Raw genomic sequence first — 17,899 nt, 5'->3', positions numbered from 1 at the left:
TATTATAATTTTATCATGAGAAAGACAATTATTGCGTTACTAACCGTCTGTTTGCTCGCCCCTCTCTCCCTGGCTATCGACAGCCCGGCCGACCAGGCTTATATCAACCTCCTCTTTTACAAGCATAACAAGCTTGAGCTGGTCACGAAAAAACGGTTGATCGACGAGAAGAGGAACTACAGCAACACCGATATCAACTCGACCACCTTATCCTGGGAGGCCTACTCGAACACTTCGACTAACATTTCCACCAATTCCTACTCCCGCTCTGAAGTGAAAGAGGTCAATGACTGGTTCATTTACATGGGCGGGATCAACGAATTGAACGATTGGGATTTTCTCCAGTTGCTCGGCGAACAGCAGGAACTCGCCCGGATCACCGTTCTGGAAGACGGTAAAGCGAGAATGAGGACGATCGGTAACGTCTTTATCGGCGGCGGCGTGCTCGCCATGCTGGGGGCGGTCGCCCTCTCCTCGGGATCGTCACTGGCGACCGGCGGCGCGCTGGGCATGACCGCCGGCTTTTTCTTGAGCGCCTTTAACCTGACCCCGGCCCATTATATCCGGCCGGAGTACGCGCAGGCCAAGATCGATCAATACAATATCGCCCTGAAGAGGAAACTGAACCTGCCGCTGAACCTTGATTAATTCAGTTGGCTTAAGAAAGATTCAGCGACGATCTTATCATCCAGCGGCACTTTCTTCCCGGCAAAATCTTGGTATTTTTCGTGTCCCCGCCCGGCGATCAGGACAATGTCTCCGGCTTTAGCTAAGGAGAGCGCCTTTTCGATGGCTTGCTTTCGGTCGATGATCGCTTCGTTCACCCCTAACCCCTCTCTCCCCTTCCCCCTTAATAAGGGGGAAGGGGATGGGGGATAGGGGTCTGTCCCGGTCATGACTTCTTTTATTATCTCTGCCGAGTCTTCCCCATGCGGATCGTCGGTCGTTATGATGACAACATCGGCTAAGCGGGCGGCGATCTCCCCCATCATCGGCCTTTTGGCGCGATCGCGATCGCCGGGACAACCGAAAACCAGGATCAACTTTCCTTTGGTAAACGGCCGGTAAGTCTCCAGCAATTTGGTCAAGCTGTCGGGCGAGTGGGCAAAATCGACGATCACCCGGAACTTTTGGCCGGCGACAATCTCTTCCTGCCGCCCGGGGATGACCTTGACCGCTTCGATCCCCGCCTTGATGACCGACGGCCTGATCCCGAGCGAGAGGCCGCACTGGTAGGCGGCCGTTATATTGTAGGCGTTATGCCGGCCGATCAGCGGCGTCCTGATCTCGCTGGCGTTGATCTTCAGCTTCATTTCACGGCCACGAATATCGATATCGCTGACGTCGGTATCAAACTCGTTATGCTTCGTGCTTCTTAATTCATGTTTGGCCTGGTGCAGGCCATAGGTCACGACTTCCCCCGCCACCACCCCAATCATGGCCGCCCCGGCCGGGTCATCGACATTGACGATCGCCACCGCCTCGCGATCAAGCCTTTCGAACAACTTCCGCTTGGCGGCAAGATACTCCTCCATCGTCTTATGGTAATCAAGGTGATCGTGGGTCAGGTTGGTGAAGATCGCCACGGCAAACTTGCAGCCGTGGACCCGCTCCTGGGCCAGGGCGTGGGAAGAGACTTCCAAGACGCAATGGGTGTACCCCTCTTTGACCAGGTGAGCGAGTTCAGCCTGCAAGTCAGCCGATTCGGGGGTCGTCATCGCATTGGTGATCGTGCCGATCAGCTCCGCCTTGAAACCGGCCGTGTTAAGGATCGAGCGGACCAAATATGAAACTGTCGTCTTACCCTTGGTCCCGGTCACGCCGATCAGCTTTAACTTTTTGGAGGGGTGGCCGTAGAACTCGGCCGCCATTTCGGCCAAGGCTATCCTGGCCGACGGGACCAATTTAAACTCGACCCCCGCAGGGACAGCAACTTCTTTCTCCGCCACAATAACCTTGGCCCCATTGGCAATCGCCTGGGGGACAAACTCCACCCCATCGTGCTTCTGGCCGGGGATGGCCACGAAGGTATCACCGGGCTTTACTTTACGGGAATCATACGCAATGCTCATAAATGACTAATGTCTAATGACGAATGACTAATTAATGTCCACCAAATCCACATGCTATTTAATCGAGCCCCTTTTTAGCTTTAATTATTATTGACGCCAGTATCCTCGTGATCTCTCGACTTTCAGATAACAAACCTACAAGTTCTATATTATTATCAGGATGATGAATGAACTCCGCTCCTCGCAGAACTTCCAGCCAGTATTCGGTTTCCTGAGCCTCTTTTTTGGCGATCGTCACTTTATTAACAAAATCTTTCCTGGAACTTGCGCCATCAGCTTCTTTCATATTCGCGCCAATAGAAGTCGCGCTTCGCAATAGTTGCTTTGCCAAGACTTCAAAGGCCATATCCTTGGCTATCTTCCTAACAAATTTAGCCACCCTGATCGCGAATGATAACGTTCTGTCCTGTATTTCCATATTATTTTATTAGCATAGTGTTTGGCTTTCCACCATTAGTCATTAGACATTCATCATTAGTCATTCAGAAAGAGAGTCTTCAATTTTACCTTTGGTAATCAAACTTCTGGCCCCCTGCAGCCAGGCGACGCCGTGCTCAAAGCCGAAATGGAGGAGCGGGCTGATGGGGAAGTCGTAGGCGCCGATATACTTGACCAGCTCGCCGTTGAACCCCTTCTTGAAGCGATAGACGCCAAAGAGCGGGTGCCCGGCGTGCGGATTGGCCGGGATCCCCCAGAGATCGTACTCTTTGTACCCCTGCTCTTTCGCCCACTTGATCACTTCCCAGTGGAGGAGATGGTTCGGCATGACCTTGCGGTATTCCGAAGCCGACGCGCCGTACATATACCAGATCTTCTTGCCGAAAGCGAAAATAATGACCGCGGCGACCGGTTTCCCCTCAAAATAAGCGATAAAATTGGTCCCGTGTCCGGCGGCAAAGAGGACGTCGCGTATCCGCTGATAGTAAACAAGCGGGTGGACCAGGAAGTTGTCGCGTTTAGCCGTGATTTGGTAGAGCTCATGAAAAGTAGCGATCCCTTTGGCGGTGTTATCTTCCTTGACCGTGACCCCTTTCCGCTCCGCCAAACGGATATTGTAGCGGGTCTTCTCTTCACAGTTCTTCATGATCTCATCGAGGTCGCGTTCCAGATCGAGAATATAAGTGGCCCGCGGCTGGACCTGCTTGAGGGACGGTTCAAAACCGAGCCCGATAATGTTCCGAAGCTGGTCGGCCGCCCCTTCCGGCAGCTCCGGGTCGATCTTAAGCGAGATGGCGTGGTTCCTTTCCGCCTCTTTCTCGACCGCCTCCATCAGAGCGTGCATCAACTCCTTGTCGTAGAAATTGACGATCGGCCCGCGCGGGGCGTAAAAGAGGGAATGGCGGATAAGCGGGATATCCCGTTTAAGAATGGAGATGCCGGCCAGGATATTATCGTTCTCTTCCAGGACAAGGCGGAGCGGCCGCCAGCCGAAATTGGCTTTCAGCTCCCCCCATTCGTATGATTGGAGGATGGAACTGTACGGGGAATTGGCGACAAACTGGTTCCAACGCTCTTTTTCCGGGAAGGTAATTATTTTTGAGTTCATCCGTGGTACAATTATATCATGATTCTAGTCATCGATAATTATGACTCGTTCACCTACAACCTGGTGCAATACTTGGGGGAACTCGGCGCCCGGATCGAGGTCCGCCGCAACGATGAGACCACGATTGAAGAGATCGCTCGGCTTAAGCCGGAGCGGATACTCATCTCCCCCGGCCCCGGGACACCGTCAGCGGCGGGCATTTCCGAAGAAGTTATCCGCCGTTTCGCCGGCCAACTTCCCATATTGGGTGTTTGCCTCGGCCACCAGGCGATCGGCGAAGTGTTTGGGGGTAAGATCGTCCGCGCCGGCCGGATCATGCACGGCAAGACCTCGGAGATACACCATGATGACCGGGGTGTTTTTAAAGGTTTGCCCAACCCTTTTATCGCCACCCGCTACCATTCGCTCTTAGTGGAGAAAAGATCGCTTCCGCCGGAGCTCGAAATTTCCGCCTGGACAAAAGAAGGGGAGATAATGGGCCTGCGGCACAAGCAGTTCAAGGTTGAAGGGGTCCAATTCCATCCGGAATCTATTCTGACTTCTTCGGGGAAGCAGCTCCTGGCGAACTTTTTGTCTCTTTAACTTCGGTCTTCGGTCCTCTGTCTTCAGTCTTCTGCCCTCTATCTTCACTCTTTGGTCTGTGGTCTGTAGTCTTAGTTTTATAGTCCGTCACATGAAAACCGGTCCCCTTGAAGATGATGCCCGCCGCCGAGATCAGCCGCTTGATCGGCCCTTTGCATTCGGGGCAGAATTTGAGCGGCTCTTCCGATATTTTCTGCATTACCTCGAAGATATGGCCGCATTTTCCACACTTGTAATCATAGAGAGGCATAAAACTATTATATCACAGGCGAGGAATTCGCTTTGGGCGAGTAGACTCCGGGGAGGCCCGGCAGTTCGCGCATATTGTCCCGTACCTTGTCGAACTGATCCTGCAGGGAGGACATGAAGTCCGGTTTAGCTTTATCTCCACCCGACTTAACGCCAGTTGGAGACGATTGGGACGATATTGACTTGCCGCCAATTCGATCCATCATATTACACTTACTTATCGGTCAAAAACGCCCAAAACTTGCGTTAGCAGGTGGAAACACAACCCATATAGAAAAAAGCAGCGCTTAGAGATATTTTTTGAGCGCTTCCGGGACTTCGAATGTCCCGTCGGCTTTTTGGTAGTTCTCTAAGATAGCGGCAAAACAGCGGCCGACGGCCAGGCCGGAACCATTCAGCGTATGAACGAACTCCGGTTTAGACTCCTTTTCCTTCCGGTAGCGGATCCCCGCCCTTCTCGCCTGAAATGATTCGAAATTAGAGCAGGAAGAAATTTCCCGATAAGCATTCTCGCTTGGGAACCAGACCTCGAGATCATACGTTTTGGCCGAAGCAAAACCCATATCCCCCGTGCAAAGCTCGACGACCCGGTAAGCAAGGTCGAGTTTCTGCAAAACCATCTCCGCGTCATGGGTCAAGCTCTCCAATTCCTCGTACGACGTCTGCGGCTCGACGAACTTGACCAATTCAACCTTGTTGAACTGATGCTGGCGAATCATCCCTTTAACATCTTTGCCATACGAACCAGCCTCGCGGCGGAAACAGGGGGAGAAGCAGCAATGCTTGATCGGCAATGAGGCCGCCGGCAATATCTCCTGGCTGTAAAGATTGGTTACCGAAACCTCGGCGGTCGGGATCAGGTATAACTCGTCGTCGCGGCAGCGAAAAAGATCTTCCTCGAACTTCGGCAGTTGCCCTGTCCCCCGCAACGCTTCCGGCTTGACCAGGACCGGGGCCAGGACTTCAACATAACCGTGCTCCTTGGTGTGCAGGTCGAGCATAAAGCTGATCAGCGCCCGTTCGAGCGCCGCCCCTAATCCTTTATAGACGACAAACCGGGAGCCGGAGAGCTTGGCCGCGCGGTCAAAATCGAGGATACCCAGTTTCTTGCCGATCTCATCGTGGGATAAAGGCTTGAACTTGAATTCCGGTTTCCGGCCCCAGCTCCTTATTTCCCGGTTGTCGGCGCTGTTTTTCCCGACTTTGACGGAGGAATGGGGAACGTTCGGCATGGTCATTGTAATCTCGGCCAGCTGGGCTTCGCTCGCCGCCAGCTCTTCCTCCAATGACTTGATCTTAGTGGAAAGCTCTCTTGTTTCGGCGATCAGGCCGGCGGCATCCTGCTTTTCTTTCTTCAAGACCGCGACCCGGTCGGAAGCACTGTTCCGCTTCGCCTTGAGTTCATCTACTTTAACGGTCAACTTGCGCCACTCGGCGTCAACTTCGAGAAATTTATCGACCGCCCCCGTATCCGCCCCGCGATTTTGCAACCCCTGGCGGACAGCTGTCGATTCAGTTCGAACGAATTTTGGGTCTAACATGCTTATTATTCTATCACTTTCGTGAAGCTAATCAATCCGATAAAGGCGGTGGCGGCGGCCAGCCACATCAGCACGGGGAAATCCCAGTAATTTAACAGCCAGCCGGCCAGGAGGGGACCAATGATCGCCGTAAAGTTGACGATGGCGTTGAGCAGACCGATGACGCTCGCTTTTTCGCGGTTCTCTTTTAACAGCTCCTGCTGGGTTCCCACCTGCAAGGCTGAAAAGGAAGCCCCCAAGAGGAGTTGGACTGGCAGGACGACCCAGATCGTCGGCGCCACGGCGTACAGGACAAAAACGATGACCGAGGTCAGCAGGCCGATATTGATCAAAGAGAGGTTCCGGAAACGCTCAACATGCTGCATGATGAAGAATTGGGAGCCGAGGTTAAGGAAATAGGTCACGCCGATCAGCATTTTGTCGGCCCCCAGCGCGATCAGGAAGAGGGGGAAGACCGACCAGGTCGCCTGGGCGCCGACCGCCCGCATAAAGTAGGGAAAGTAGATCCGAAAATTCTTTTTGACCAGCCTGACCGGGAAGAGCGAGCTCCCCCGCTCCTGGCAGATATCCTTCAGGGATAACGAAGAGAGGTAAGAGACCAGGAACATCGCCCCACTGAGCATAAAGATGACGTTATAGGCGCCGACCAAACCGGCCACGACCGAACCGAAGGCCCAGCCGAGCGAAGTGTAAGCATTGAACATCCCCATCCGCCCGGCTCGCTCTTCGTAAGCGTAGACCGCCAAAGCTGCCGGGAAGGTCCCCGCCGCCGCCCCAGCCAGGGCTCGGACCCATAAGAGGGAAAAGAGATCGGTCATCCAGAGTTGCGCCAGGAAACAGACGGCGGAAAAAAGGAAGCCATATTGGACCATCCGCCGGATGCAGAAACGGTCGGCCATGATGCCAAAAAAGTAGTTGGACGCGAAGTAAGTCAGGTTAAAGATGCCGACCGCCAGGCCGATCTCGAACGGGCTCGCCCCAAACTCCTTGGCCATGACCGGGATGAAGATGGCGGAAGCAAAGATCGCCGCGTTATTGAGGAACTGGATCAGGTTCGACTTTTCCATTTGGCCTTATTTCTTGTTAGAATTTTTAATTAAAGTTGTGCCGCCCTGCACAAAAGAGGTAATTGCAGCAGTCATAGTGCCCTGACCTGTTGCTGACACGGCTATCCCAATAATACTTAATTCAGCCCTGATCGCATCTGCTGTTTTATAGTCTTTAGCTGCCCTCGCCCTGTCCCAAGCATCAACCTTTTCCTTAACCCCAGGCCTTTTTGTCACATCTTCAATTTCAACTACTAAGCCTAAAACATCACACAATTTAATCGTGGTTTCTCTCATCAGCGATAAACAATCTTTTTCCATTTCCCCGTCATCCAAAGCATGGTAGCAATAAGCGATCATTTCAAATATTGCGGCGATCGCCCCGGCAGTATTAAAGTCGTCATCCATGAAAGCCTTAAACTTGTCCCGGTAAGGCTGAAGCTCTTCGTCCAGGTCTTCGATCTCAATCACCATCTCTCCGGCCGTCGTGCTTTTAGTCAGAAGAAAATCAAGCTTGGCGATAAATTGGCGGAGTTTTTCGAATCCTTCCCGGGCCGCCGTCACTTCGGTCTCGCTAAAATTGATCGGACCACGATAATGCGTCAAAAGAAGGAAAAACCTGACCGCCATCGGCTCGAACTTCTGGAAAATATCCCTTAGGGTAAAAAAGTTGCCGAGCGACTTGCTCATCTTCTCTTTATTGGTCGTGACAAAACCATTATGGAGCCAGTACTTTACCCAGGGGACTTTCCCGGTCAGCGCTTCGGTCTGGGCGATCTCGTTCTCGTGGTGGGGAAATTCCAGGTCGAGCCCTCCCCCGTGGATATCGAATTGCTCGCCGAGATATTTGGTCGACATGACCGAGCATTCGATATGCCAGCCGGGACGCCCCGCTCCCCAGGGACTCTCCCAGGACGGCTCGCCCGCCTTGGCTTTCTTCCAGAGGGCAAAATCGAGCGGGCTCTTCTTATTCTCGTCCGCTTTGACCCGCGCCCCCGCTTCCTGGTCCGACATCTTCCGGCCGGAGAGCTTCCCGTAGCCGGCAAATTTCTCCACCTCAAAATAAACGCCGTCTTCGAGCAGATAAGCGTAACCCCCATCGACCAGGCCGCCGATCCATTTGATCATTTCCGGGATATGCTCGGTCGCTTTCGGATAATTAGTCGCCCGTTTGATGTTCAGTTTATCCATGACCTCAAAATATGAGGCTATATATTTCTCCGTTAACTCCGAACTCGGAGCTCCTAACTCATTACTCTTTTTGATTATCTTGTCATCGATGTCGGTGAAATTCTGGATGTGGGTGACCTGGTAACCGGAAAACTCGAGGTAGCGCCGGATAATGTCGAAGGTGACGTAAGCCCGGCCGTGGCCGAGGTGGCACTCGTCATACGGCGTCACGCCGCAAACGTACATCTTGACCTTGTCCGGCTCGAGGGTCTGGAACTCTTCTTTTTGCCGCGTCAGGGAGTTAAAAACTTTCATTTGTCCTTTGTGGAAACCGGAAACTAAACGTCTCGGTTTCCAGGAAGCCGCGACGTTTAGTCGCAGGATTCCTGGTTATTTAAGGTTCTCTTCCAGCGCCTTGATCCGGTTATTTAACTCGTCGAGCGCCTTGTGGATCGGGTCCGGCAGGGCGCCGTGCTCGAGCGGGTCCAGGCGGCGCCCCTCCTGCTTCAATATCCAGGCGGGATTGCCGACCACGGTCGTATCCGGCGGCACATCTTTGGTCACGACCGCGCCGGCCCCGATCCGTGAATTGTCCCCGACCTTGATCGAGCCAAGAACGATCGCCCCGGCGCCAATGACGACATTATCCCCGATGATCGGATGCCGCTGGCCCTTTTCCTTACCGGTTCCGGCCAGGGAAACCCCTTGGTAGAGCATCACGTCGTTGCCAATGATCGTCGTTTCGCCGATAACGACCCCGTTGCCATGATCGATAAAAAAGCGCCGCCCGATCGTCGCCCCGGGATGGATCTCGATCTGGGTGAACCAGCGCATTAACTGCGAGATAAAGCGCGGCAAGACCGGTATCCGCCAGGTATAGAGGAGATGGGAGAAGCGGTGGACCCAGATCGCCCAAAGCCCCTGGTAAAGCAAAACCTCCAGGATATTCTTCGCCGCCGGGTCTTTCTCAAATATTACCTTAATATCGTCTATCATGGTTCACTTCCTGTCAAAGAATGGGTTCTTGGCCGAGACCGACAACGGTATTCCGTACGCCACCACGACCTCGTTCCCCAGCAACTTCAGATCAACTGCCGCCCGCCCGACACTGTACATGACGCGGTTGTCGACCCGATGGTCGGCCGCGACGGAGACCGCCGAACCGACGGCGATCCCCAGGTCACCGGTATTATAAGCGCAGACCGCCCCCGCCCGCTCCGCCTCGTCACAGCCGGCGTACCCGCAGAAAGAGCAATAGCGCAAACCGACCACTTTCTTTTTTGTGCCGATCAGGACGATCGCCTGGGCGCTCTTGATATTTTCCGAGTCGCGCAGGAAAGTGTTATGGTTCTCCCGCTCGCCGATCTCTTTCATTTTAGCGGCTAGGCGCTCAATCTCGTTCCCCTTCAGGACGGCGATCTCGAGCAGATCGAGGCCGCGCGCTTTTGGCGCGGTCCGCGCCGCCAAGGCCATCTCCTCCGCTATCCGTTCGACCGCGACCGCGCGAAAATCCTCTTCCGATCTGATCATTTATTTGGTTTCGGCCCGGTGTTTGATCGCGATCTCGGCCATATGCTTGCCGGCGGTAAAATACGGTGAGATGACCCGGTTGGCCCCGGCCTTCTTCAGCTTCTCTTCGGAATCGGGGTAGCCGGCCCGGGCGATGATGTACAGGTCCGGGTTAAGGGCCCGCGCGGAGAGGGTCACAAAGACGTTGGCGGTATCGGAGTCAGCCGAAGCGATCAACCCCTTGGCATGCTTGATGCCGGCGTTAAGCAGGATCTTGTCAGTGGTGATATCCCCGAGAATATAGGGGATATTCATCGCCGCCATCTCTTCGGCAGTTTCCGGCTTGCTGTCAAGCACCACGTGCGGGATCTTCGCTTCCGCCAGCTCGACCGCTATCTGGTGTCCCACCCGGCCGAAACCGCAAATGATGTAATGGTTCCTCATTTCGGCAATAGTTTGCTCCATCTTCTTTTTCCTCCTGTAACCGACGATTTGCCCTTCAATGATGATCTCGATAAACTGACCGACCGTGTAAGCGACGGTCGCCACCCCGACCAGGATAATGGCAATGGTCAGCAGCCGCCCGGCGGAGTTCAGCTCGTGAACCTCGCGGAAGCCGACGGTCGACAGGGTAATAACGACCATGTACAAGGCGTCAAGGAAAGACCACCCCTCGATCTTCATGTACCCGGCTACTCCCAGGATAATGATCGCCAGGATCAAGAGCCCCGGAATGATCAGCCGCCGCAACGGATTGGTCCTTAAATATATTGGGTTCATTTTAATAAAAACACCGTAAAATCCCCCGCGTGATAATCGTGCCTCATGATATACCGGTTGCAAGTGAACCGGATGATCCGGATGATCTCTTCCGGCTGGAAGAAAAAGTAACGCCCCGCGTTCAGCTCTTCCGGATCGGCGGCCGGGAGCGACCCCTCGCTCAAGAAATTGACCGCCAGGCCGCAACCGGCCAGGTCATACATACGGTAAAGCATTTCCTTGACGAAATCAAGATGGGCCGCCTGGTCGATCGTCCGGACATTGAAAATGCCGGAACAAAATATATAGTCAAAAGAAGGAAGATGGCGCTCCGCCATGATGTCTTTCAGCTCGAATTTGGCATCGGGATACTTCTTCCGGGCGGTCTCAATTATCTTCGGAGCAATGTCATAGCCGGTATAGTTCAGCCGCTGGCGGGCGACCAACCCTTCCGCCTTAAAATAACCGTAAAGGTCGCCAAAACCACAGCCGACGTCAAGCAGCGACACCCCGTTCATTTTCTTCCCGTAGATAAAGATCTCCTGCAAGATCTTGAAACGGAGACGCTGGCTCTCGGGCGAATTCCAGTCAAGCGCCTTAAAACTACTGCCGTGTTCGGCTAGTAACCCTTCGTAATAATCGATCTGGGCCTGTTTCATGCTGGTTTAGATCAACCCGTCCTTGATCATTCTTTCCGCGATCAGGACCGCGTTATAAGCCGCTCCCCGCCGCAGGTTGTCGGAGACTATCCACATTTCCAGACCATTTTCTTGGGAGATGTCTTCGCGGACACGGCCGACCAGGGTTTCGTTCCTGCCGACGCAATCGATCGGTGTCGGATATACGCCTTTGGCTGGATCGTCCATTATTTTGACATCGGCGAAGTTACCCATCAGTTTTCTGGCTTCGGCCGCCGAGAGCTTCTTTTTGGTCTTGATATTGACCGATTCCGAATGGCCGATCACGACCGGCACCCGCACCGTCGTCGCGGATACCTTGATCGAATCGTCTTCAAATATTTTTCGCGTCTCGTTGACCATCTTCATCTCTTCCTTGGTGTAGCCGTTGTCCGTGAACTGGTCGATCTGCGGCACAACGTTAAAAGCGATCCGCCTAAAAATGCATTTTGCTTCCACTTTGGCGTTCGGGTCGGCCAGCAAAGCTTTGCTTTGGGCCATCAGCTCCTCTACCGCTTCTTTTCCCCAGCCCGAAACCGATTGATAGGTAGAAACTACGATCCGCTCTATCCCCACGGCGTCATAGATCGGCTTCAGCGCCAGGACCAGCTGGGCGGTCGAGCAGTTCGGGTTGGCGATAATCCCTTTATGCCGTTTGATCGCCTGCGGATTGACCTCGGGAACGACCAGCGGGACGTTCGGGTCCATCCGGAAATGGCTGGTGTTGTCGATCACGATACAGCCCCGTTTAACGGCCTCCGGGGCTAACGCGGCCGACGGTTTGGCCCCGGCCGAAAAAAGGCCGATCTCCATCCCTTCGAATGAGCTCGGTGCTGCTAATTCAACCGTATATTCCTTCCCCTGGAAAGTCACTCGGCTCCCGGCCGTCCGCTCGGACGCCAGCGGCAGGAACTTATTGACCGGGAAATTCCTCTGTTCCAGGACCTTCATCATCTCTTTCCCCACCATCCCCGTCGCCCCTAATACGCAAACGTTATATTTTTTCATTTAGACCACCTTCCCTTCAAAAAAATCCGCGACTGCTTTGACCGAGATACCAGGAGCCTTTGGCTGGTCGCTGATCACGCATTCGATCGGGACCTTATGCCCCAGCACTTCGCGGATCGACTCTTCCAGGGACTCCTTATTTTTCGCCTCTTCCAACCGGTCCTTGTGGAAGGAATAACCCTTTTTAAAACCGATGACCAGCTTACCTTTACCGTTCAGCTCGAGCGGTTCACCTTCATGCAGGGAGACAAAACCATACAAGCTCTTTTTCCGCATCGCTTCGAGGATCTGCGGCCAGTGATGCTTGACCTCATTAAGTTTCTGGTCGGACCCGGTCACAACCGCACCGGCACGTACCGCCACGTCAGACGCCGGACGCATCTCTACCGCCGGTTGGGGCGCGGTTGCGGCCGCCTCGGGTTTCGTTGCCATCACCGTCACCGGTTCTCCCAGCATCTCAACCAAAGCCACTTCCAGGACTAATCTAGCGTAAGGGTGCCACTTCATGTCGAGTTCGGCGCGCGAGAGGGCCCGCAGGACCGCTTTGACCCGTTCTAAACTGAATTGTTTCGCCTGTTCGCCCAATCTTTCCAACTGGTCGGCGGTCAATTCCAGGGCATCTCCCGAACCAGCCTTGAGATGGAGTAAATTTCTGAAATGGAGTACTAACTCACGGGTCACCTGCTGCATCGCCCGCCCCTCTTCGACCGCCTTTCTGACCAGGGTCAGGACCGCGGTAATATCGCCGGCCGAAACCGCCTGGCCAAAGCCAAAGAGGAGCTCCTCATCGGCCGTGCCGAGCAGGGTCACCACGTCGTCGTAGCCGATCTTGTCGCCGCAGAAAGAGGCCAGTTGGTCCAGCAAAGAGATGGCGTCGCGCATCGCCCCTTCCGCCGAGCGGGCGATCAGGTCGAGCGCCTTATCATCGATTAAGATCTTTTCCGCCGCGGCGATCTTTTTCAATTGTCCCTTGATCTCGGCCAGCTTGATCCGGCCAAAGTCGAGCCGCTGGCAGCGGGAAGCGATCGTTAGCGGCACTTTTTGCGTCTCGGTCGTCGCCAGGACAAAAATAGTGTGGGCCGGCGGCTCCTCCAGCGTCTTGAGCAGGGCATTGAACGCTTCCGCCGTCAGCATGTGGACTTCGTCGATGATATAGACCTTGTAGCGGCCCTCGAGCGGCGCGTAGCGGACCCGCTCGCGCAGTTCCCTGATCTCGTCGATGCCGCGGTTGCTGGCCGCGTCGATCTCGGTGACGTCGACCGACTGGCCGCTCTTGATCTTTTGGCAATTGGCGCACTTACCGCACGGGTTTGGCGTCGGCCCTTCCTGGCAGTTCAGCGCTTTGGCTAAAATACGGGCGGTCGAGGTCTTCCCCGTCCCGCGCGGGCCGGAGAAAAGATAGGCATGGGCGAGGCGGTCATGCTTGATGGCGTTCTGCAGCGTCTGGACAATGACCGGCTGGCCGACGATCTCGGCAAAATCCTGCGAGCGCCATTTGCGGTAGAGGGAAACGTAGCTCATCGGTAAACCCTCGGCACTCTTTTGCCGATCGCACAGACGACCTCGTAAGAAATGGTCTCTTCTAGCCCGGCGATCTCATCGGCCGAGATCCCCTGCCCGTTCTGCGCCCCGATCAGGATGACGTCGTCCCCCATTTCGACCTTGTTATCGCCGACATTGACCAGGGTCAGGTCCATCGAGATCCGCCCGACGACCGGATAGCGTTTCCCGCGGATCATGACTTGGCCGCGGTTGGAGAGCCGCCGGCTGTAACCGTCGGCGTAGCCGACCGGGACCGTGACAATGGTCGTTTCGGTCGGGGTCACGTAGGTACTGCCGTAGGACAACGGCGTTCCGGCCGGAACTTTTTTCAAATAAGTGACCCGTGATTTGAAAGAGAGCGCCGGCTGGAGATTGATCAGGCGGCGCGAATTACCTTGCGGATAAAGGCCGTACATCATTAACCCAACCCTGACCAGGTCGAGATGGGTCTCCGGGTGGAAAAGGGTCGCCGCCGAATTAGCCGCGTGCTTGAGCGGGACCCAGCTGACGCGCGTGATTATCTGCTGGAACTTCTGGAACTGGTCGGCGGTGAAAGTGTCTTCCGGATCTTCCGCCTTGGCAAAATGGGTGAAGAGCCCTTCCACCGTCACCGCGGGGAGGGAAGTTACTTTGGTGATAAAGGCGACCGCTTCCGACGGCAAAACGCCGACCCGTCCCATGCCGGTATCGACTTTGACGTGGACTTTGACATTTTTATGGCGCTTGACCGCTTCATCCGAGAGCGCCTTCGCTTCGGAAAAGGAATAAATAGTCTGGGTCAGGTCATGCTGGATGACCTCATCGGCCGCCGAAGTCGGTGATTCGGTCAGGATGAGGATCGGCGCCAGTATCCCCGCCTCGCGCAGCTCCAGCGCCTCTTTAACGTTCGCCACGCCAAGGTAATCGGCCCCCGCGGAGACCGCCGCCCGGGCGACCGCCGGCGCGCCGTGGCCGTAGGCGTTCGCCTTGACCACCGCCATGAACTTGCAGGCTGGCGCCAGGAGCCGCCGGATCTCGGAGATATTGTGTTTGATCGCCGCTAAACTAATTTCCGCGTAGGTGTTCATTTTTTAACGCCTCAACATATTCATCCGGCAGGGTCACTTCGCCTAATTTTATTTCCCGGCCGCAGCCGCTCCCATGATAATCCGATCCGCCGGTCACCAGCAGCCCCTGTTTCTTCGCCAAACCAACATAACGCGCGATTTCCTCTGGAGAGTACCCGGTATAATACGCTTCGATCCCGCGCAAACCCTCGGCCACCAGTTGCGGGATCATTTCGTCGCAATTCGAGATCCGCGGGTGGGCAAAAACGGCCAGCCCTCCTGTCCGCTGGACCAATTTTATCACTTCGGCCGGTTTGAGCTGGTAATGCGGCACGTACGCCGGCCCGCCATCTTCGAGATAACGGTTAAAAGCTTCCTTAAAACTGCTAACCTCGCCCAGCTTGACCAGCGCCAGGGCGACATGCGGCCGGCCCGGCGCCTTGTTAGCGGCCAGGTTAAAAACATCTTCCGGGCCGATCTTGACCCCCAAGGCCTGCAGTTTCTTGACGATCTTATGGATCCGTTTGACCCGGTCGGCCTGGATCTCCTCCAGGACGGCGGTCAGCTCGCGGTCCTGATGATCGATAAAATAACCAAGAATATGGACCTGCGCCCGCGGTGAATCGGTCGTGAACTCGATCGCCGGGACAACCTCGACGCCAACTTCACTCCCGCGCCCCCTCGCCCGGTCGATACCGTCGACCAGATCATGGTCGGTCAGGGCGATCGTCTTCAGCCGGGCCGCCGCCGCCAGGTCAACCAGCGCCTCCGGGGTATCGGTCCCATCGGACAGGTTGCTGTGCATGTGCAGGTCGGCCGGCATTGCTGAATTATAACAAATTTACGGCCGGTGGTAAATGACGCTAAGGGCGGGCCGAGATCGAGGTCAGGACCAGATAGTCAAAGACCTGGGGGGAGACTTCCAGGCCGAGCAAACTTTGGGTAAAAGCCTGGGCGGCCACGTCGCTTAATCCCTTGATCGTCTTTTCGATAACGAGCGGTCCGAGCTGGAAGAGCTTGAACTTGAACCGCTTGTAAACCTCGCCGATCCGCTCCGCTTCGATGTGGTGGAAGAGCTCGTGGGCGACGACCAGTTTCAACAAACGCTCCGAGAGTTCCTTGGAATGGACTTCGCGCAGCAGCTTCTCGTGAAAGCGCCGGGAGATGGCGATCTCGCGGCTCTCGCGCCGGTATTCGCTCCGGGTCAGCGATTTCTTCTCCTCGCCGTGGATCCGCAAACCCATCTTCACGGCGATCTTGCGGGGGTCGTCGGTGTTGTACTCGGCCGCCACCCAGCTGGCCGCCTCGTCGCCGATCGCCAGGACCTGTTTGACCAGCCGGTTCTTCTCCTCTTCCGGCAGCTTAAGAAAGAACTTGTCCCGGGCCAATTCCAGGAAAGCCAAGGCGATCCGGTTTCGCTCGCAGAGGGAACTCGCTTTTTTCTTATTCATAGATCCTGATCATCCGGTCGTTTATTTTACCACCATTGATCTCGACCTGCACGTAATTATAGTAGCCGCCAAACTCGGGCGGGAGATGGAGCGGCGAACCGGCCCCGCCGGAGACGATGTAAACCACCCCGGTCTTTTCACTCCGGGCATAGCCGTGGATATGCCCGGCAAAGACATAGTCGACCCGGTATTTCTCGAACAGTTTTTGCAGTTCTTCGGTCACCGCCCGGCCCGACATGATGTAATCCTGGTAGATCTCCGAAGGGTCAAAGACCGGCTTGTGCATAAAAACGAATTTATGGCGCGCCCCCGGCCTGGCCAGTTCCCCCTTCAACCACTTGAATTGGGCGCTGTCAAAACTTTCGCGGAAGGCGTTATTAATGACGATGAACCGGTCACCGTCGTAAGTGAAAGAATAATTGAGCGGCCCGAAAGTCTTGAGAAAGGTCCGCCACCCGCCGCTCATCCCGTCATGGTTCCCCAGCGCGTGATAAACGGGGTATTTCAGCCGGGCGATCACTTTCTGGTAGGCGGTATATTGTTCCGGCCGGCCGCTGGCGATAAAATCGCCCGTATTGACCGCCAGGGCGATAGCCGGGCCTCGGTTCAGCTTAGCGATCAGGTCTTGAAAAATCTGGTCACCGCCGGTCGAGTCACCGAAGACCACGAAGGAGTAAGCGAACGAGGGTCCGACCGATAGCAACAACAGCAGGAAACCTGCGACTAAACCCCTCGATTTCCATCGGGGCAAGCGTCGCGGTTTCCACCAAAGATTAGACAAGGCCCAGCTCTTTCAATACCTTCCTGATCTGGGCTTTCTCGTCGGCAGTCGCCTCGATCAACGGCAGGCGCGGGATCCCGACCGGCCAGCCGATCATCTCGAGCGCCGCTTTGACCGGCGTCGGATTGGCCGTGATGAAAAGGACGTTGAAGAGCGGCATTAACCGGTGGTGCAAAGCTTCGGCTTTTTTCAGGTCGCCGGCATGATAGGCGGCGATCATCTGGGCGATCTCTTTTCCGGCAATATGTGAAGCGACCGAAATGACCCCCACCGCCCCCACTTTCATCATCGGTAAGGCCATTGAATCATCACCCGACCAGATCGTAAACCCGGGCGGGACCAGCTCGGCGGTTTTCTTAGTCTGTTCAACGCTCGCCGCGGAGTCTTTCAAGCCGATCACGTTCGAGCAATCTTTGGCAATGCGCGCGACCGTTTCCGGCAGCATATTGACCACGCAGCGGCCGGGGATGTTATAAATAATGACCGGCAGTTTGGTTTTTTGGGCGACCGCTTTAAAGTGCTGGTACATCCCCTCTTGCGATGGCTTGTTATAATAAGGGACCACGACCAACAAGCCATCGACCCCGATCTTCTCCGCCTCTTGAGATGATTTGATCGTAGTCGCGGTCGAGTTGGAGCCGGTCCCGGCTATTATTTTGCATTTGCCGCCAACCGCTTTTTTCACTACGCGGTAAAGCTCATATTCTTCTTCGTGGGTTAAAGTGGGAGATTCACCAGTCGTGCCGTGGACGACCAAGCTTTCGGAACCGTTTTTAACCAGAAAATCAGCCAGTTCCTCTGCCCTTGGCCAGTCGACGGACATATCCGCTTTGAATGGGGTCACCATTGCGGTCATAACTTTACCAAAATCAGTCATTGGGCACCTCCAGATAATTTAATTTTACCATAAAACACCTTCA

General features: G+C 55.1%; 20 protein-coding genes. 2 read left to right on the top strand and 18 right to left on the bottom strand.

The genetic code is table 11. From position 1 onward, the window contains the following. Positions 1-15 precede the first annotated feature (15 nt). Positions 16-648 (top strand): hypothetical protein, encoded by a 633-nt coding sequence (locus WC903_05115; protein MFA5893324.1) that lies wholly within the window; start codon positions 16-18, stop codon positions 646-648. Here the strand turns inward: WC903_05115 and WC903_05110 are convergent. The 3 genes from WC903_05110 to WC903_05100 are packed head-to-tail and all read right to left on the bottom strand — an operon-like array spanning position 645 to position 3,618. Then, a complete protein-coding gene (locus WC903_05110) occupies positions 645-2,072 on the bottom strand; it encodes a UDP-N-acetylmuramoyl-L-alanyl-D-glutamate--2,6-diaminopimelate ligase (GenBank protein MFA5893323.1) in 1,428 nt (475 codons plus the stop codon). The genes WC903_05115 and WC903_05110 overlap by 4 nt on opposite strands. Positions 2,073-2,130: 58 nt before the next feature. Further along, the gene (locus WC903_05105) at positions 2,131-2,490 is read right to left on the bottom strand and encodes a four helix bundle protein (GenBank protein MFA5893322.1); all 360 of its coding nucleotides are present in this window, start codon (positions 2,488-2,490) and stop codon (positions 2,131-2,133) included. Between the two features lie 60 nt (positions 2,491-2,550). Continuing rightward, complete coding sequence (locus WC903_05100) at positions 2,551-3,618, bottom strand: peptidoglycan bridge formation glycyltransferase FemA/FemB family protein (protein ID MFA5893321.1); 1,068 nt, start codon at positions 3,616-3,618, stop codon at positions 2,551-2,553. A gap of 18 nt (positions 3,619-3,636) precedes the next feature. Here WC903_05100 and WC903_05095 point away from each other — a divergent pair, with 18 nt between their 5' ends. Continuing rightward, positions 3,637-4,200, top strand: coding sequence for an aminodeoxychorismate/anthranilate synthase component II (locus WC903_05095; protein MFA5893320.1), 564 nt, complete (start codon positions 3,637-3,639; stop codon positions 4,198-4,200). Here the strand turns inward: WC903_05095 and WC903_05090 are convergent. From WC903_05090 to dapA, 15 genes are all read right to left on the bottom strand, one after another. Further along, positions 4,148-4,450, bottom strand: a complete 303-nt coding sequence (locus tag WC903_05090) for an FmdB family zinc ribbon protein (GenBank protein ID MFA5893319.1) — start codon at positions 4,448-4,450, stop codon at positions 4,148-4,150. The two genes, WC903_05095 and WC903_05090, sit on opposite strands and share 53 nt — an antisense overlap. Positions 4,451-4,736: 286 nt before the next feature. Next, a complete protein-coding gene (serS, locus tag WC903_05085; protein ID MFA5893318.1) occupies positions 4,737-5,990 on the bottom strand; it encodes a serine--tRNA ligase in 1,254 nt (417 codons plus the stop codon). 5 nt (positions 5,991-5,995) lie between these two features. Beyond that, positions 5,996-7,057, bottom strand: coding sequence for an MFS transporter (locus WC903_05080; GenBank protein MFA5893317.1), 1,062 nt, complete (start codon positions 7,055-7,057; stop codon positions 5,996-5,998). Between the two features lie 6 nt (positions 7,058-7,063). After that, positions 7,064-8,521, bottom strand: a complete 1,458-nt coding sequence (gene cysS / locus WC903_05075) for a cysteine--tRNA ligase (protein ID MFA5893316.1) — start codon at positions 8,519-8,521, stop codon at positions 7,064-7,066. Between the two features lie 75 nt (positions 8,522-8,596). Then, the gene (cysE, locus tag WC903_05070; protein ID MFA5893315.1) at positions 8,597-9,202 is read right to left on the bottom strand and encodes a serine O-acetyltransferase; all 606 of its coding nucleotides are present in this window, start codon (positions 9,200-9,202) and stop codon (positions 8,597-8,599) included. A 3-nt stretch (positions 9,203-9,205) separates the two neighbouring features. Further along, the gene (locus tag WC903_05065) at positions 9,206-9,736 is read right to left on the bottom strand and encodes a DUF2148 domain-containing protein (protein MFA5893314.1); all 531 of its coding nucleotides are present in this window, start codon (positions 9,734-9,736) and stop codon (positions 9,206-9,208) included. Beyond that, complete coding sequence (locus WC903_05060) at positions 9,737-10,495, bottom strand: potassium channel family protein (GenBank protein MFA5893313.1); 759 nt, start codon at positions 10,493-10,495, stop codon at positions 9,737-9,739. Further along, positions 10,492-11,133 (bottom strand): class I SAM-dependent methyltransferase, encoded by a 642-nt coding sequence (locus tag WC903_05055; protein MFA5893312.1) that lies wholly within the window; start codon positions 11,131-11,133, stop codon positions 10,492-10,494. The genes WC903_05060 and WC903_05055 overlap by 4 nt, the downstream gene beginning before the upstream one ends. 6 nt (positions 11,134-11,139) lie before the next feature. Then, on the bottom strand, positions 11,140-12,159 hold the full coding sequence (locus WC903_05050; protein MFA5893311.1) for an aspartate-semialdehyde dehydrogenase: 1,020 nt from the start codon (positions 12,157-12,159) through the stop codon (positions 11,140-11,142). Further along, positions 12,160-13,680: a DNA polymerase III subunit gamma/tau gene (gene dnaX / locus WC903_05045; GenBank protein MFA5893310.1), complete on the bottom strand. Its 1,521-nt coding sequence runs from the start codon at positions 13,678-13,680 to the stop codon at positions 12,160-12,162. After that, positions 13,677-14,768: an alanine racemase gene (gene alr / locus WC903_05040; GenBank protein MFA5893309.1), complete on the bottom strand. Its 1,092-nt coding sequence runs from the start codon at positions 14,766-14,768 to the stop codon at positions 13,677-13,679. Before alr ends, dnaX begins: the two co-directional genes overlap by 4 nt. Next, positions 14,746-15,570: a PHP domain-containing protein gene (locus tag WC903_05035; protein ID MFA5893308.1), complete on the bottom strand. Its 825-nt coding sequence runs from the start codon at positions 15,568-15,570 to the stop codon at positions 14,746-14,748. Before WC903_05035 ends, alr begins: the two co-directional genes overlap by 23 nt. 40 nt (positions 15,571-15,610) lie before the next feature. Next, complete coding sequence (locus WC903_05030) at positions 15,611-16,198, bottom strand: hypothetical protein (GenBank protein MFA5893307.1); 588 nt, start codon at positions 16,196-16,198, stop codon at positions 15,611-15,613. Beyond that, positions 16,191-16,904 carry a metallophosphoesterase gene (locus WC903_05025; protein MFA5893306.1) on the bottom strand — a complete coding sequence of 238 codons (714 nt, stop codon included), beginning with the start codon at positions 16,902-16,904 and terminating at the stop codon, positions 16,191-16,193. Before WC903_05025 ends, WC903_05030 begins: the two co-directional genes overlap by 8 nt. 67 nt (positions 16,905-16,971) lie before the next feature. Then, positions 16,972-17,856 (bottom strand): 4-hydroxy-tetrahydrodipicolinate synthase, encoded by an 885-nt coding sequence (gene dapA, locus WC903_05020; protein ID MFA5893305.1) that lies wholly within the window; start codon positions 17,854-17,856, stop codon positions 16,972-16,974. Between the last annotated feature and the right edge of the window lie 43 nt (positions 17,857-17,899).

The sequence above is a fragment of the Candidatus Margulisiibacteriota bacterium genome, from assembly GCA_041658645.1.
GTDB lineage: Bacteria > Margulisbacteria > WOR-1 > O2-12-FULL-45-9 > XYB2-FULL-48-7 > JBAZZV01.
This window is presented reverse-complemented; position numbering and strand designations above follow the sequence as displayed.

Bases quoted from the DNA above. Each gene is read 5' to 3' on its own strand.
- WC903_05115 (MFA5893324.1), top strand. From the start codon at position 16: ATGAGAAAGACAATTATTGCGTTACTAACCGTCTGTTTGCTCGCCCCT.
- WC903_05110 (MFA5893323.1), bottom strand. From the start codon at position 2,072: ATGAGCATTGCGTATGATTCCCGTAAAGTAAAGCCCGGTGATACCTTC.
- WC903_05105 (MFA5893322.1), bottom strand. From the start codon at position 2,490: ATGGAAATACAGGACAGAACGTTATCATTCGCGATCAGGGTGGCTAAA.
- WC903_05100 (MFA5893321.1), bottom strand. From the start codon at position 3,618: ATGAACTCAAAAATAATTACCTTCCCGGAAAAAGAGCGTTGGAACCAG.
- WC903_05095 (MFA5893320.1), top strand. From the start codon at position 3,637: ATGATTCTAGTCATCGATAATTATGACTCGTTCACCTACAACCTGGTG.
- WC903_05090 (MFA5893319.1), bottom strand. From the start codon at position 4,450: ATGCCTCTCTATGATTACAAGTGTGGAAAATGCGGCCATATCTTCGAG.
- serS (MFA5893318.1), bottom strand. From the start codon at position 5,990: ATGTTAGACCCAAAATTCGTTCGAACTGAATCGACAGCTGTCCGCCAG.
- WC903_05080 (MFA5893317.1), bottom strand. From the start codon at position 7,057: ATGGAAAAGTCGAACCTGATCCAGTTCCTCAATAACGCGGCGATCTTT.
- cysS (MFA5893316.1), bottom strand. From the start codon at position 8,521: ATGAAAGTTTTTAACTCCCTGACGCGGCAAAAAGAAGAGTTCCAGACC.
- cysE (MFA5893315.1), bottom strand. From the start codon at position 9,202: ATGATAGACGATATTAAGGTAATATTTGAGAAAGACCCGGCGGCGAAG.
- WC903_05065 (MFA5893314.1), bottom strand. From the start codon at position 9,736: ATGATCAGATCGGAAGAGGATTTTCGCGCGGTCGCGGTCGAACGGATA.
- WC903_05060 (MFA5893313.1), bottom strand. From the start codon at position 10,495: ATGAACCCAATATATTTAAGGACCAATCCGTTGCGGCGGCTGATCATT.
- WC903_05055 (MFA5893312.1), bottom strand. From the start codon at position 11,133: ATGAAACAGGCCCAGATCGATTATTACGAAGGGTTACTAGCCGAACAC.
- WC903_05050 (MFA5893311.1), bottom strand. From the start codon at position 12,159: ATGAAAAAATATAACGTTTGCGTATTAGGGGCGACGGGGATGGTGGGG.
- dnaX (MFA5893310.1), bottom strand. From the start codon at position 13,680: ATGAGCTACGTTTCCCTCTACCGCAAATGGCGCTCGCAGGATTTTGCC.
- alr (MFA5893309.1), bottom strand. From the start codon at position 14,768: ATGAACACCTACGCGGAAATTAGTTTAGCGGCGATCAAACACAATATC.
- WC903_05035 (MFA5893308.1), bottom strand. From the start codon at position 15,570: ATGCCGGCCGACCTGCACATGCACAGCAACCTGTCCGATGGGACCGAT.
- WC903_05030 (MFA5893307.1), bottom strand. From the start codon at position 16,198: ATGAATAAGAAAAAAGCGAGTTCCCTCTGCGAGCGAAACCGGATCGCC.
- dapA (MFA5893305.1), bottom strand. From the start codon at position 17,856: ATGACTGATTTTGGTAAAGTTATGACCGCAATGGTGACCCCATTCAAA.